The sequence below is a fragment of the Catenuloplanes japonicus genome (assembly GCF_000717135.1).
Classification (GTDB): Bacteria; Actinomycetota; Actinomycetes; order Mycobacteriales; family Micromonosporaceae; genus Catenuloplanes; species Catenuloplanes japonicus.
Genome location: NZ_JNXY01000012.1, coordinates 42,514 through 57,537 on the forward strand (window position 1 = coordinate 42,514; position 15,024 = coordinate 57,537).

General features: G+C 72.1%; 13 protein-coding genes. 5 read left to right on the forward strand and 8 right to left on the reverse strand.

Features of this window, described 5'->3' with window-relative positions; all coding sequences use genetic code 11:
• Positions 1–76: 76 nt before the first annotated feature.
• From OP04_RS18820 to OP04_RS18855, 8 genes are all read right to left on the reverse strand, one after another.
• The gene (locus tag OP04_RS18820) at positions 77–982 is read right to left on the reverse strand and encodes a GNAT family N-acetyltransferase (protein WP_198153885.1); all 906 of its coding nucleotides are present in this window, start codon (positions 980–982) and stop codon (positions 77–79) included.
• Positions 983–1,239: 257 nt separating this feature from the next.
• Complete coding sequence (pheT, locus tag OP04_RS18825; protein WP_033341057.1) at positions 1,240–3,732, reverse strand: phenylalanine--tRNA ligase subunit beta; 2,493 nt, start codon at positions 3,730–3,732, stop codon at positions 1,240–1,242.
• 27 nt (positions 3,733–3,759) lie between these two features.
• Positions 3,760–4,821, reverse strand: coding sequence for a phenylalanine--tRNA ligase subunit alpha (locus OP04_RS18830; RefSeq protein ID WP_033341058.1), 1,062 nt, complete (start codon positions 4,819–4,821; stop codon positions 3,760–3,762).
• Positions 4,822–4,982: 161 nt separating this feature from the next.
• Positions 4,983–5,813, reverse strand: coding sequence for a TrmH family RNA methyltransferase (locus OP04_RS18835; protein WP_033341059.1), 831 nt, complete (start codon positions 5,811–5,813; stop codon positions 4,983–4,985).
• A 130-nt stretch (positions 5,814–5,943) separates the two neighbouring features.
• Positions 5,944–6,336, reverse strand: a complete 393-nt coding sequence (gene rplT, locus OP04_RS18840; RefSeq protein WP_033341060.1) for a 50S ribosomal protein L20 — start codon at positions 6,334–6,336, stop codon at positions 5,944–5,946.
• 36 nt (positions 6,337–6,372) lie between these two features.
• Entirely contained in the window at positions 6,373–6,567 is a 195-nt protein-coding gene (rpmI, locus tag OP04_RS18845) for a 50S ribosomal protein L35 (RefSeq protein WP_033341061.1), read from the reverse strand.
• Between the two features lie 65 nt (positions 6,568–6,632).
• Positions 6,633–7,331, reverse strand: a complete 699-nt coding sequence (gene infC, locus OP04_RS18850; RefSeq protein ID WP_033341062.1) for a translation initiation factor IF-3 — start codon at positions 7,329–7,331, stop codon at positions 6,633–6,635.
• Positions 7,332–7,795: 464 nt separating this feature from the next.
• On the reverse strand, positions 7,796–9,355 hold the full coding sequence (locus OP04_RS18855) for an MFS transporter (protein WP_157240024.1): 1,560 nt from the start codon (positions 9,353–9,355) through the stop codon (positions 7,796–7,798).
• A 208-nt stretch (positions 9,356–9,563) separates the two neighbouring features.
• On the opposite strand from OP04_RS18855, the gene OP04_RS18860 reads away from it, so the two are divergent.
• The 5 genes from OP04_RS18860 to arfA all read left to right on the forward strand — a co-directional run bounded on the left by OP04_RS18860 (position 9,564) and on the right by arfA (position 15,018).
• Positions 9,564–10,184: an RNA polymerase sigma factor gene (locus OP04_RS18860; RefSeq protein ID WP_051798292.1), complete on the forward strand. Its 621-nt coding sequence runs from the start codon at positions 9,564–9,566 to the stop codon at positions 10,182–10,184.
• A 305-nt stretch (positions 10,185–10,489) separates the two neighbouring features.
• On the forward strand, positions 10,490–11,782 hold the full coding sequence (locus OP04_RS18865) for an extracellular solute-binding protein (protein WP_232323637.1): 1,293 nt from the start codon (positions 10,490–10,492) through the stop codon (positions 11,780–11,782).
• Between the two features lie 12 nt (positions 11,783–11,794).
• On the forward strand, positions 11,795–12,709 hold the full coding sequence (locus tag OP04_RS18870; RefSeq protein WP_033341065.1) for a carbohydrate ABC transporter permease: 915 nt from the start codon (positions 11,795–11,797) through the stop codon (positions 12,707–12,709).
• The gene (locus OP04_RS18875; protein WP_033341066.1) at positions 12,709–13,521 is read left to right on the forward strand and encodes a carbohydrate ABC transporter permease; all 813 of its coding nucleotides are present in this window, start codon (positions 12,709–12,711) and stop codon (positions 13,519–13,521) included. The genes OP04_RS18870 and OP04_RS18875 overlap by 1 nt, the downstream gene beginning before the upstream one ends.
• Positions 13,522–13,530: 9 nt before the next feature.
• Entirely contained in the window at positions 13,531–15,018 is a 1,488-nt protein-coding gene (gene arfA, locus OP04_RS18880; protein WP_033341067.1) for an arabinosylfuranosidase ArfA, read from the forward strand.
• The last annotated feature ends 6 nt before the right edge of the window (positions 15,019–15,024 follow it).

The window sequence follows — 15,024 nt, forward strand, 5'->3', positions numbered from 1 at the left end:
ACAGATCGCGGCCTTGCCCGGCGCGCGGTGTCCGGTGCCGCCCTGACGGATTCCGGCGGCCTGCCCGCCGCTCTGCTCAGGGGCGGGTGAGCCGCTTCGCCGCCAGTGACCAGTAGCCCCGGCCGCGCCGCATTCCCATCGCCTCGCTCAGCGCCAGCATCGGCGCGTTCCGCTCGTCGTTCTCGGAGTGCATGGTGGTGCCGCCGTGGCCGGCCGCGGCCGCGAACGCGCCGAGCTTCAGCGCCCGCGCCACACCCCGCCGCCGCGCCCGCACCGCCACCCCGGTGTAGCTGGTGTGCCAGCCGCCCTCGGCCCCGTCCGGCCTGATCAGCGCCACGCCGGCCGTACCCTCGTCGTCGTCCGCGAAGACCAGCACACCGTCGTCCGGCATCGCGGCCGCGAACGCCGCCAGGTCCATCGGGGTGTCGCTGGGCATCCCGGCCACGGAGGCGGCCGTCGCCTCGACCAGCCGCTCCCGGTCCCGCGCCACCGTGCTCTCCGCCAGCCGCACGCCGGCCCTCGCCGCGGCGACCGCGGCGGACTCCCGCAGCGCCGCCGCGTCCGCCAGCGCGATGATCCAGCCGATGCAGTGGTTCGTCGGCGCCAGCCCCAGCCGCTCCGCGAACCGCAGCCCGCCCGCCTGGTCGTCCCGCAGCACCATGCCGATCCCACCGTCCGGCGCGGGCAGCGTGGCCGCGTGGCCGGCCAGGTTCCGCGCCAGCGCCGTGCCGATCCCCCGCCCGCGCGCGGCCTCCGCGACCGCGAGCCCGATCGGCAACTGCCCCCGGAAGTTCGGCACGATGCCGAGCAGCGCGGCACCGGCCACGCGCCCGCCCTCGTCCGCGACGATCGCGTGCACGCCGGGCTGCCGCAGCCTGTCCGCCCACCAGGTGCGGCTCTCGACCGCGCTGGTCAGGTTCAGCAGCGCGGCCGCCGCCTCCACATCCGGCTCGGCACACCGCCGGATCGCCGCATCACTCATGCGCCACAGTCTAGATATCCCGCACGCCGCGTAACTGCGCGGCAGCCGGCCCGCCTCCCCGGTACCGTTCCGGGCCTCGATCGCCAACCGCCGGTCACCGGCAGTAACTGTCGCGCTCTCCGGAACGGACCCGGCCGCCGCACCGCCCCCTCCCGCGCACCGACCGCGACGTCCTAGGAGGCTGGCCCGATATCGTGCCGCACCAACGGCGAACCCCGCCGTCATCATGACCGGCGGGGTTCCTCACCGACAGCGTGCTACGCGCCGCGCAGCGTGGCGCCGAACTCCGACGCCGCCGCCGCGACCGCCGCGTCGCGGGCCGCGACCGCCTCCTCGACCGTCAGCGTCCGGTCCGGGGCGCGGAAGGTCAGCTTGAAGGCCAGCGACTTCTTGTCGGCGCCGAGCGCCTCCGACTCGTACACGTCGAAGAGCCTGACCGCCTCCAGGAGCGGGCCGGCGGCGCCGGCCAGCGCCGACTCGACCGAGGCCGCGGGCACCTCCGCCGGGACGACCAGTGCCACGTCGATGAGCGCGGCCGGATACGTGGAGATCGACCGCGCCTGCACGACCGGGGCCGGCGGGAGCGCGGTCAGGTTGAGCTCCATGGCGCAGGTGCGGCGCGGCAGGTCCAGCGCGGAGATCGCGGCCGGGTGCAGCTCGCCGGCGAAGCCCACGATGGTGCCGTCGACCTCGATCGCGGCGCAGCGGCCCGGGTGCCAGGGTGCCTCGTCGCCGGCCCCGACCGCGACCGACGAGGACGGGACGCCCGCGGCGGAGAGCACGGTACGGGCGGCCTCGATCGCGTCCGCCCAGGTCGCCTGGCGTCCCTCGCCCCACCAGCCGGCCGGGGAGATCTCGCCGGCCAGCACCACCGCGACGTGCCACGGCTGCTTGGGCAGCGTGGCGTCGGCGGCGAACAGGTCGTCGTCGCTGGGCCGCTCGTCGACGCCCATCACCGGCGGGCGGCCGGTGCCGGGACGCGGGTGGAAGACCGCGCCGATCTCGTAGAGCGCGAGGTCCCGCGTGCCACGGCCGATGTTGCGGCGCAGCGTGGTGAACAGCGGCGGCAGCAGCGTGCTGCGCAGCAGCGGCTCCTCCTCGGAGAGCGGGTTGGCCAGGCGCACGGCGGACCGCCGGTTGTCCGACGACGGCATGCCGAACGCGTCGAACACGGACGGCGACATGAACGGGTAGTCGAGCACCTCGACGTACCCGGCCTCGGCCAGCGCGCGCGCCACCGACCGGCGGCGGCTCTGCGACGCGGTCAGTCCGTTGCCGGCCGGCGCGACCGGCAGCAGGCTGGGGACCACGTCGTAGCCGTCCAGCCGGACGACCTCCTCGACCAGGTCGGCCGGGTCGATGAGGTCGGACCGCCAGGACGGCGGCGTCACGGTCAGCACGTCGCTGGACGTGGACGCGACCACGCCGCACCCGACCTGCTGGAGCAGCGAGATGACCTGCTCGCGCGAGTAGTCCACGCCGATCCGGCGGGCCGGCAGCGTCGCGTCCAGCTCGATCAGCGGCGCGGCGGCCCGGTAGTCGAGATCGAGGATCTCCTCCGAGGCCGTGCCGCCGCCATGGGTCAGCAGAAGACCGACCGCACGGTCGATGGCCACCAGCGGCAGCGCGGGGTCGACGCCGCGCTCCCAGCGCTTCGCGGCCTCGCTGAACAGCTTGTGCCGCCGCGCGGTGCGCCCGACCATGACCGCGTCCCAGTGCGCGGCCTCGAACAGCACGTTCGTCGTGCCGGGCTGCACCTCGGACGTCTCGCCGCCCATGACCGCGGCCAGCGAGATCGGTGTGCCGGGGGCCTCGCCGGAGCAGATGACCATGTCCTCCGCGTCCAGCGAGCGAACCACGCCGTCCAGCGTGGTGATCTTCTCGCCCGGCAGCGCACGGCGGACCAGCAGCGGTCCGTCGAGCCGGTCCGCGTCGAACGCGTGCATCGGCTGGCCCAGCTCGAGCATCACGTAGTTGGTGATGTCCACGGCCAGGCCGATCGACCGCACGCCGGCGACCGCGAGACGGCGCTGGATGAAGTCCGGCGACGGCGCCGACGGGTCGATGCCGCGCACCAGCCGCGCCGCGAACCGGTCGCAACCCTTCTGGTCGTCGACGGTCACGGACCAGGGGACATCGACGGTCCCCGACGGCGCGGAAACCAGCCCCGCGTCCCGGAACGGCACCTTGAGCGCCAGCGACAGGTCCCGGGCGAGACCGCGCACGCTCATCGCGTACCCCCGATCGGGGGTGATCTCCAGCTCGAGAATGATGTCGTCCAGCCCGACCAGCGGACGCGCGTCCGTGCCGGGAGCGGGGGCGTCGGCCAGCACGATGATCCCGTCGTGACCACCGGGAAGGCCCAGCTCCTCCGCCGAGCAGATCATGCCCGCGGACATCCGCCCGTAGGTCTTCCGGGCGCCGATGGTGAAACCGCCGGGCAGCTCGCCGCCGGGCAGGATGACGACGACGTCGTCGCCGACCACGAAATTCCGCGCCCCGCAGACGATCTCCTGTGGCGCGGCACCCCCGACATCCACCGTGCAGTGCCGGATCGGCTTCTTGAAGCCGGTCAGCTCCTCGATGGTCAGCACCCGGCCGACCACGAGCGAGCCGGTGACGGTGGCCGCCTGGTCGACGACCGAGTCCACCTCGATACCCAATGAAACCAGGGCCTGCTCGACGTCGACGCCGGTGATCCCGTCAGGCAGGTCGACGTGTTCGCGCAGCCAGGAAACTCCGATGCGCACAATTCCTCCGCTTTAGAAAAGACAGTCTCAGACGGCCATGCCGTACGCGGTCGTGAAGCGCACATCGCCCTCGACCATCTCGCGCATGTCGGAAATGCCGTGGCGGAACATCAGCGTCCGCTCGATGCCCATGCCGAACGCGAACCCGGAGTACCGCTCCGGGTCGATGCCGCAGGCGGTCAGCACGCGCGGGTTGACCATGCCGCAGCCGCCCCACTCGACCCAGCGCGGCCCGTCCCGGTGCTCCGGGAACCACACGTCGAACTCGGCGGACGGCTCGGTGAACGGGAAGTAGTGCGGCCGCCAGCGCGTCTTCGCGCCCTCGCCGAACATCGCCTTCGCGAAGTGGTCGAGCGTGCCCTTGAGGTGTGCCATCGTGATGCCCTCGTCCACGACCAGGCCCTCGACCTGGTGGAAGACCGGCGTGTGCGTGGCGTCCAGCTCGTCGGTGCGGTACGTCCGCCCCGGGCAGACCACGTAGATCGGCGGCTTGCGGTGCAGCATGGTCCGCGCCTGGACCGGCGAGGTGTGCGTGCGCAGCACCTGACCCGGCGTGTCCACGTAGAACGTGTCCATCAGCCCGCGCGACGGGTGGTCGGCCCGGATGTTGAGCGCGTCGAAGTTCGCCCACTCCAGCTCGACCTCGGGGCCCTCGGCGATCTCGTAGCCCATGCCGACGAACAGGTCGCCGATGCGCTCCATCAGCGTGGTCAGCGGGTGCCGGGCGCCACGCGGGCGGCGGTCCCACGGGAGCGTGACGTCGACGCGCTCCTCGGCCAGCACGCGGGCGGCGCGCTCGACCTCGAGCACGGCCTGCCGGGCGTCGTAGGCCGCCTGCACGGCCTGGCGGGCGATGTTGACCCGCTTGCCGGCGTCGGACTTCGCGGCCGGGGGCAGCGCGCCGATCTCCCGGCGGGCCAGCGAGATCGGCGACTTGTCGCCGAGGTGCGCCGGCTTCAGCGCGACGAGCGCGTCCAGGTCGGCCGCGCCGTCGAAGGCCGTGCCGGCCTCCGCGATCGCGCCGTCGAGGGCGGACTGATCCAGCAGGGCAACCTGCTTGGGGTCATACGGGTCATTGCGATAGGTCATGACTCTGCGTCTCCAACACCTGCGGGAACCGGGACAGTCTAGTGACGCGCGGCGACGCCGCCGCCCACCGGTACCGAAGGCTCAGAGCGTGACGTGATCAGGCTCGCTGCCCGCGCGCACCGGCGGGCTGCATAAACGAGCGGATCACGGTGGGTCACTCCCTACAGGTTTCTCAATGCTCTCGCCGAAGCATACAGACACACGGCCGCGGCCGCCGCGAGATTAAGGCTCTCCGCCCGCCCGTGCATCGGGACCTTGACCCTCCGGTCCGCCGCCTCCAGCACCGCGTCGGAAAGGCCATGGGCCTCAGATCCGAACATCCACATGGTACGGAGGGTCAGCGCGCCGCTGTCGGCCAATCCGTCGAGATCGGAGTCGCCGTACCCCGTTGCCGCGAACACGGTGAGCCCGGCCGCCTGCGCCGCCCGCACCACCTCGACCGGGTCCGGCCCGCGCACCACGTCCACGTGGAACAGGCTGCCGGCGGTCGCGCGCACGCACTTGCCGTTGTAGGGGTCGACCGCGTCCCCGGCGAAGACCACCGCGCCGGCACCGGCCGCGTCCGCGGTGCGCAGCACCGTGCCCGCGTTGCCCGGGTCCCGGATCTCGGCCAGCGCCGCGACCAGCTTCGGGCCGGACGCGAACGCCTTCGCAAGCGTCACGTCGGTGTGGTGACAGAGCGCCACGATCCCCTGCGGCTGCACGGTCTCGCACAGCGCCGCCAGCGCCTCGTCGTCGGCCTCGGAGACCGTGATCCCGGCGTCCGACGCGGCCCGGCCCAGCGTGGCGTACCGGTGCAGCGCTTCGGGTGTGCCGAACAGCTCGATCACGGTGCCGGGCGCGCCCAGCGCCTCCGCCACCGCCTGCGGCCCTTCGGCGAGGAAGCGGCGGGAGTCGTCCCGGTCGCGGCGGCGGTGCAGCTTCCGGGCGGCGGCGATCCGGGGAGTACGCGGCGTGAACAGGGTCGTCGTCCTTCGTCTCGTCTCCGTGATCGGGGCGTCCCTCAGGTAGCTGGAACGACATGAGGGACGCCCCGATCACGGGCGTGCAATGCGAAGGCGCCCCGCCTCGTGCGATGCACGGGACGGGACGCCTCTGCTTCAGAAGTGAAGCGGGTGGAATTCAGGCGGCCTGGGCGGACGCGCCGCCGATGCCCTCGGCCGCGACCGCGGCCTTGGCGATCTCGACCAGACCGGTGAAGGTCGCGGCGTCGTGGACCGCGAGGTCCGCGAGGATCTTGCGGTCGACCTCGACACCGGCCAGGCGCAGGCCCTGGATCAGCCGGTTGTAGGTCATGCCGTTGGACCGGGCCGCGGCGTTGATGCGGGTGATCCACAGCTGGCGGAAGTCGCCCTTGCGGTCACGGCGGTCCCGGTACGAGTACTGCATCGAGTGCAGCACCTGCTCCTTGGCCTTGCGGTACAGCCGGGACCGCTGGCCCCGGTAGCCGCTCGCCTGGTCGAGCAGGGTACGACGCTTCTTCTGGGCGTTTACCGCCCGCTTGACGCGTGCCATTGAACTACTCCTTGAAAAAAGTCAGTGGCGGGCGCGTCAGCGGCCCAGCAGCTTCTTAATACGCTTCACGTCGGACTTGGCCACCTCGACCGTGCCGGTCAGCCGGCGGGTGCGGGTGGAGGACTTGCCCTCCAGCAGGTGACGCTTACCGGCCTGCTCGGTGACGAGCTTTCCCTTGCCGGTGACCTTCACCCGCTTGCCCATGCCGGTGTGGCTCTTCATCTTCGGCATCGAACGCCTCTTCTTCCTGATACAGGCCGGGGGTTCCCGGCCGGTTGTGGCCGGGAGGCCGGCCGTTACTGGCCGGGCGTTCCGGCCGTTCCACCCGCGGGCACGGTCTCGGCAGCGGGAACTGCTGCGAGATCTGCCTCGTCGGCGGTCGCCTCGTCGGTGTCCACGTCGTCGGTGGTCACCTCGTCGGCGGAATCCTCGAGGTCCTCTTCCCGGGGCGGGCGAGGTGCCTTGGCGCTGGCGGCGACGCGTTCCGCCGCAGCCACCTTGGTGGCGCGATGCGGAGCCAGCACCATGGTCATGTTTCGGCCGTCCTGCTTCGGCGAGGCCTCCACGTACCCCAGTTCCTGGATCTCCGACTCGAGCCGGCGCAGCAGGCGGTAGCCCAGCTCCGGTCGGCTCTGCTCGCGTCCACGGAACATGATCGTGACCTTGACCTTGTCGCCGGCCCGGAGGAACCGCACCACGTGACCCTTTTTGGTCTCGTAGTCGTGCGGGTCGATCTTCGGGCGCAGCTTCATTTCCTTGATCACGGTCTGCTGCTGGTTGCGCCGTGCCTCGCGCGCCTTGAGTGCCGACTCATACTTGAACTTGCCGAAGTCCATGAGCTTGCACACCGGCGGACGGGCCATTGGCGCCACCTCGACCAGGTCCAGATCGACATCCGCGGCCAGCTGAAGAGCGCGCTCAAGCGGGACGATGCCCACCTGCTCGCCCTCTGGGCCGACCAGTCGGACCTCCCTCGCCCGGATCTGATCGTTCACGCGTGGTTCGGCGCTGATGGGGCCTCCTCATAACTGCTTCCCGCGAAGGCCGGACGGCCGGCGCGGGTCTGGCGACGCTCGTCCGCCTGCCCCGGCGGGTCGAGCCTGCGCACGGCGTGCGCTGTCGGCCACAAGCAGAAAGGCCCCGGCATGAGTGCATGCCAGGGCCCGCTCGACCGGTCACGGCAGACACGGCACGCACAGGGCGTGACGCGCATGCCACCGCCCCAAGGACGCGAACGCCCGAGGCGGTCTGACCGGACCCGGACGCTCAACGCGACGCGGGTGGGAGCAGGCGCTCCGCTTCATCACCACCACGCAGATTCAGGATCACTGATCATGACTTGAATTGATCATGAACAGGCGTGATGGTCAGGTCGACTCGCCGAGTCTAACAGGCCCCCCGAGTCCCGGCGAATCACCCCACGGAGCAGCACGGATCCCACCCGGCACGGCCGCCCTCGCTACCTCCCGGCCTCCACGACCGGGACCGGCGCGACCGGCGGGCGCTCCAGCCCGCGCACCGCGGGCAGCACCAGGGTGACCGCCACGGCCGCGAGCGCGGGCAGCGTCACGCCCAGCAGCAACGGCACCGGGCCCGCCTGCGGAAACACACCGGCCACCCCGACCCCCGCGGGCACGGCGAGCGCGCCCGCGATCTGCACGGCCGCGTAGACGCGTCCGAGCCGGTCGCCGTGGATCATCTCCTGGACCACGGTGTCGAGCGCCGTCATCACCTGGATCGTCGCGACCGCCCCGGCCAGCGCCGCGACCGCGATCACCGGCCGGGCGAGCGGGTCCGGGAAGGACGGCGCCAGCGCGAGCACGGCCGCGGAGACGACGCCGCCCGCCAGCCACACCTGCCCGTAGCGGAGCATCCGCACCGGCCGCACGCGCGCGGCCAGCAGCGCACCCGCGATCGTCCCGGCGACGCCCGGCGCAAGCGCGGTGAACAGCACCTCCTCGGCGTCCCCGACGCTCGGCATCGCCTCCGTCGCCGCCTCCGCCACGAACCCGGCCAGCAGCACCGTCCACAGCCACGTCCGCGCGCCCACCTCCCGCACGCCCGTCACCAGGTCCGCGACCAGCCCCGGCCGCGACGTCGCCCGAGGCTCGCCGGTGCGATCTCGATCGGCTCGCTCGCCGGACGCGCCGGCCGGATTCGACGCCGCCTCCAGCACCGGCGGCGAGGCCGGCTCGGAGGCCGGCCGGAGGGCCGGCTCCCCGGCCGCCCGGGAGATCGCCTCGGCGCCCGGCGCGGAGACCGACGCGGAGACCGGCGCGGAAGCCGGTTCCGTGGCCCGGTCCGGCAGCGCCGGAGAGGCCGGGCGGGCCCGGCCGAACGCGAGCGCCGCCGCGGCGCTGAGCAGCGCGCCCGTCAGGGCCGGGGCGGCCGCGCCGAGTCGCAGCATGAGCACCAGCCCGAGCAGCGCCCCGCTCGCGGCGGCCGCGACCAGCAACAGGCTGTTCAGCGCGTTGGCGGCCTGGCGGCGGTCCGGGTCGGGGAGCACCGCGGGCATCAGCGCGGCCGCGGCCGGGAGCGCGAGGACGCCGGCGACGGTCCCGGCCAGCGCGGGCAGGAAGAGCGTCACGGGTGTGTCGATCCCGGCCACGATGAGCGCGGCGACGACCGCATGCACGAGCGCGGCCGCCGTCGCGGCGAGCACGGTCAGCCGGACGCGAACCGCGGCCGGCGCGGTCAGTTCCGCGCCATCCGCGCCATCCGTGGCGGACGCGGCCAGTTCCGCGGCGGGCACCCCCGGGTCCGAGGCGGACACAGCCGGGTCCGCCGCGGACACAGCAGTCCGGACGCGGGACGTGCGGTCGGCGAGCAGGCCGCCGGCGATCAGGGCGAGCGCCGTGACCGGGGCGGAGGCGGCCAGGCCGGTCCAGTCCGCGCCGGTGGTGCTCGGACGGTCGATGAGCGCGACGGCGAAGTAGGCCGGGGTCAGGCCGGCGGCGAGCGCGGTCAGGGCGCGGCCGAGCAGGAGCGGGCGCACACCCGTACCCTCGAATATTTGCATTTATGGTCTTTCTCGGTCTTTGGGCTATGTGGACGATGCAGCGTCACACAACCGACAGGGCAGGCCCGGCCGAATGTGCGAGGCTTTCCGGACAAGGGCCGGAAGCCGCCGGGGGGCGGCACGGCACCGTGATTTCCGCACGCGTCCCGCACGGCTGAGGACGAGCGGGCGCGGCGTCTCCCAGGGGGATGGAGATGTAGTGACCGTAATGGACACGCCTGCCACGTGGCGGGCGGAGACGAGGGAAGACGACGACCTGGCAGGGCTCGTCACGGCCGCGTCCCGGGGGGATCGGCGGGCGTGGGACACGATCGTCGCACGGTACGGCCGGATGGTGTCGGCGGTCTGCCGGCAGTGGCGGCTGAGCGACGCGGACACGGCGGACGTGAGCCAGACCGTGTGGCTGCGGCTGTTCGAGCAGCTGGACCGGTTGCGCGACCCGCGCGCGCTGCCCGCCTGGCTGCTGACCACCACCCGGCGCGAGTGTCACCATCTGCACCGGGCCGCGAAGCGGGAGCTGCCGGGCGCGACGGCCGCACGGCTGGAGGGCCAGGCGGACGCCACCGCCGCCTCGGTCGACGACGGGCTGCTGCGGCGGGAGCGCGGGGCGGCGGTGCGGGCCGCGTTCGACGAATTACCGCCGCACTGCCGTGAGCTGCTGGAACTGTTGCTGAGCGACCCGCCGACGCCGTACGGGGAGATCAGCGACCGGCTCGGCATGCCCTGCGGCGGGATCGGGCCGAACCGGGCCCGGTGCCTGGAGCGGCTGCGGCGCAATCCGCGGTTCCGCGCGTTCATGACGGATCCGGGGCCGCGTCACTCCCGGTGACGTTCCGATGTATCAACCGCTCGGCGCCCGCCTCCTCTCGAGTACCGCGCGCGGGCCCGCGCGGACGATCGGCCGGCCGGCGAGGCAACCGCCGACCGGTCGGCAGGACCCGCCCGTCAGGGGCGGGGGCCCTCGACCGCGGGGCGGGGATCGAGGGCCAAGGCGGGGGTCGCCGATCGGGCGGCGGCCCCCGTCGCATTAATCGCCATCGTTGACCGGCATCGACATACACCATTGACTTTAGTCATGTGAGCGCTAACACTCTCTCCCAGGAAACGCCCCCGAAATACGAAGGGATGCGGTCCGTGAGACGACGACAGCTGCTCCTCGGCGCCGCCGCGACGATGTCCGCCGCCGCGTGCGGCGTGCCCTCCGGCAACGACCGGCTTCGATACTGGAATCTGTTCGGCGGCGGCGACGGCGTCCGCATGGTCGAGCTGATCGACGCGTTCGCCGCGAGCCGGCCGGACCTGGACTTCCAGGCGTCCACGCTGGCCTGGGGCCCGCCGTACTACACGAAGCTCTCGATGGCCTCGGCCGGCGGGCGCGCACCGGACGTGGCGATCCTGCACCTGGCGCGGCTGCCCAGCTTCGCGCCGGGGCGGCTGCTCGACCCGTTCCCGCCGGAGCTGCTCACCGAGGCCGGGATAACGCCCGACAGGTTCCTGCCGGAGATCTGGGACCGGTGCGTGGTGGACGGGCAGGTCTACGCGATCCCGCTGGATACGCACCCGTTCGTCATGTACTACAACACGGAGCTGTGCGAGAAACTCGGGCTCGCCACCGCGAACGGTGACCTGATCCCGCTGCGCGGCCCGGACGAGCTGATCGCCGCGTGGGCCGAGGCCAAGAAACTCACCGGTGGGTACGGCCTGGTGCTCGACAACTTCGGCGTCTCCCCCTGGCGCCTGTGGTGGACGCTCTACCGCCAGCTGAACGGCGACCTGCTCAACCCGGACGCCACCGCGCTGGTCATCGACGACGCGAAGGCGTTGCAGGCGCTGGACTTCATGCGACGGCTCTCCGTCACGGACGCGGTCGCGCCCGGCCAGATGCTGCTCTCCGGCGCGGTCGCGCTGTTCGGCAGCAGCAAGGCCGCGTTCCTGTTCAACGGCGAGTGGGAGGTCACCACCTTCCAGACGCAGAAGACGCCGTTCTCGATGGTGCCGTTCCCCGAGGTGTTCCCGGGCACGGCCGGGCCCGGCGGGATCGCGCGCACCCAGGCGGACTGCCACACGTTCGTGCTGCCGCACCAGCGCGGCCGGACCGTGGCGGGCACCCGGCCCGCGATCGACTACGTCAGGTTCATGCTGGAGCACAGCGTGGACTGGGCGGCCGGCGGGCACGTGCCGGCCTGGCTGCCCGCCACGCGCAGTCCGGACTACCTGGCGCTGGATCCGCAGTCGCGCTACCGGGACGCGGCCGCGGTCGCGCAGCTCGATCCGAAGGCGTGGTTCAGCGGCTCCGCGTCCAACATGGAGAACCTGGCCGGGGCCGCGTTCGGCGCCGTGCAGGCCGGGACGGCCACCCCGGAGGCGGGTCTGGCCCAGTTCAAGGCCGATCTTCAGCGGCTCATCGACACCCCCGCACCGGTCTAGGGAGGCATCCGCATGGCCGTCGACACGGTACGCGCGCCGGTGGAGCTCACCGCGCCGGCGCGGAGGACACGATCCTGGGCGGGCCTCTGGTTCGCGCTGCCGTTCCTGCTGATCTACGTGGTCTTCATGATCTGGCCGATCCTGGCCGGGCTGTGGAGCAGCCTGTTCAACACCAGCCTGGCCGGCGGCGACGTCGAGTTCCTGGGGCTGTCCAACTACGCGGAAATGGCCCGGGACGGCGCGGTCTGGGACTCGCTGTGGAACACGGTCTGGTTCACGATCCTGAGCACGCCGCCGCTGGTGCTGGTGGGGCTGGGCATGGCGTTGCTGGCGCACCGCGCGCGGCGTACCGGCTGGCTGTTGAGATTTTCGTTCTTCATGCCCTTCCTGCTGCCGGTGACCGTGGTGGCGCTGATCTGGTTGTGGATCTACCAGTCCGACTTCGGGCTGCTCAACGCCGCGGTCGCCTGGTTCGGCGGCGACCCGGTGGCGTGGATCAACGACGAGCGGACCGCGATGTGGGCGGTGGTGATCTGCACGCTGTGGTGGACGGTCGGCTTCAACTTCCTGCTCTACCTGGCCGCGCTGCAGGGCATCCCGCGTGAGCTGCACGAGGCGGCTGCGGTGGACGGGGCCACGCCGGCGCAGCGGCTGTGGCGGATCACGCTGCCGCTGCTGCGCCGCACGACCGGGCTGATCCTGGTGCTGCAGCTGATCGCGTCGCTGAAGATCTTCGACCAGGTGTACCTGCTGAACGAGGGCAACGCCGGGCCGATCACCCGGCCGCTCATCCAGTACGTCTACGAGCAGGGCTTCACCAGCTACCGGATCGGCTACGCGAGCGCGATCTCCTACCTGCTCTTCCTGATCATCATCCTGGTGGCCTTCGCCCAGTTCAAGATCTTCCCGGCCGGAAGGGACGACTGATGCGTACCCGATTGCCTCTCTCGCTCCTGGGTGTCGCCCTGGCCCTGCTCTGGCTGGTGCCGCTGGCCTGGGCGATCGACACCTCGATCAAGCCGGAGGGCGAGACCACGCGCGTGCCGGTCACCTGGATCCCGGACGTGTTCACGCTGGACGCCTACCGCGGCGTGTTCGCCGCCGGTGACCTGCCGATGTGGCTGTTCAACAGCGCGATCGTGGCCGGCGGCGTGACCGTGCTGACGCTGGCCGCGGCGAGCCTGGCCGCCTACGGGTTCTCCCGCCTCGACTTCCCGGGCAAGAACTGGCTGTTCGCGCTGGTGCTGGCCGGGATCATGGTGCCGCCGCAGGCGCTGATCGTGCCGCTGTTCCACCAGATGCAGACGCTCGGGCTGGTCGACACGTACTGGGGCATGATCCTGCCGCAGCTGGCCGCGCCGGTGATGGTCTTCATCCTGAAGAAGTTCTTCGACGGCATCCCGCGCGAGTACGAGCAGGCCGCGGAGCTGGACGGCGCGAGCCGGCTGCGGATGTTCTGGAGCGTGGTGCTGCCGATGTCCCGGCCGGTGCTGGCCGCGGTCGGCGTGTTCACGTTCGTCACCGCGTGGAACAACTTCCTCTGGCCGTTCATCGTGGTCAGCGACCCGGACCTGATGACGGTGCCGGTCGGGCTGGGGACGGTGCAGAGCTCGTACGGCCTGCGCTACGCGGAGATCATGGCCTCCACCGTGATCGGCGGTCTCCCCCTGGTGGTCGTGTACGCGTTCCTGCAGCGCCACGTCATCCGCGGCGTGGGCGATGCGGGACTCAAGGGATAGGGAGTGCCTGTGCAGCATGCGAAAGTGACGCTCGACCCCGCCTTCACGATCGCGCCGGTCCGCCGGCGCACGTTCGGATCGTTCGTCGAGCACCTCGGCCGCTGCGTCTACACCGGCATCTACGAGCCGGGCCATCCGACCGCGGACCCGGACGGCTTCCGGCAGGACGTGCTGGCGCTGACCCGGGAGCTGGGCGTGTCCATGGTCCGCTATCCGGGCGGCAACTTCGTGTCCGGCTACCGGTGGGAGGACGGGGTGGGGCCGCATCGGATCAAGCGCCCCGACCTCGCCTGGCACACCATTGAGACGAACCGATTCGGGACGGACGAGTTCCTGCGCTGGTGCGGCCGGGCCGGAGTGGAGCCGATGATGGCGGTCAACCTGGGCACCCGGGGCGTGGCCGAGGCCGTCGACCTGCTCGAATACACGAACCACCCGGGCGGCACGCACTTCTCCGACCTGCGCGCTGCCAACGGGCGGGCCAAGCCGTACGACGTGAGGCTGTGGTGTCTCGGCAACGAGCTGGACGGGCCGTGGCAGGTCGGGTTCAAGACCGCGCGCGAGTACGGCCGGCTCGCCGCGCAGACCGCGCGCGCCATGAGGATGCTGGACCCGGACCTGTCGTTCGTGGCCGTCGGCTCGTCCGGCTCGGCCATGCCGGAGTTCGGCACGTGGGAGGCGGAGGTGCTGGCCGCCACGTACGAGGAGGTCGACATGATCTCCGCGCACGCCTACTACGAGGAGGTCGACGGCGACCTCGGCTCGTTCCTCGCGTCCAACCTGGACATGGAGCACGTGATCCGCTCCGTGACCGCGACCGCGGACCACATCGGGGCGCGGCTGAAGTCCCGCAAACAGATCAACATCTCGTTCGACGAGTGGAACGTCTGGTACCTGAGCCGCTTCCAGAACCAGCCACCGATCACCACCTGGGAGACCGCGCCGCGCCAGCTCGAGGACATCTACTCGGTCGCGGACGCGGTCGTGGTCGGCAGCCTGCTCATCTCGCTGCTGCGGCACAGCGACCGGGTCGAGGCCGCCTGCCAGGCACAGCTGGCCAACGTGATCGGCCCGATCTTCACGGAGCCGGGCGGGCGCGCGTGGCGGCAGACGATCTTCCACCCGTTCGCGCAGGCGTCCCGGCTGGCCCGCGGCACGGTACTGCGGACCGCGGTCTCCTCGCCCGCCTACGAGACGCCGAAGTTCGGGGACGCGCCGCTGGTGGACGCGGTCGCCACGCACGATCCGGAGACCGGCGCGGTCGCGCTGTTCGTGGTCAACCGGTCGATCGACGCGCCGGTGCGGCTGACGATCGACGCCCGCGCGTTCGGCCGGGAGCTGCGGGTGGGCGACGCGACCGTGCTGGCGGACGACGACGTCTACGCGGTCAACACCGCGGACGCGCCGGACCGGGTGGCGCCGCGCCCGCACCCGGGCGTCTCGGCGCTCGACGTGGTGCTGCCGCCGGTCTCGTGGAGCGTCATCCCGCTCGCCTAAAGGTTT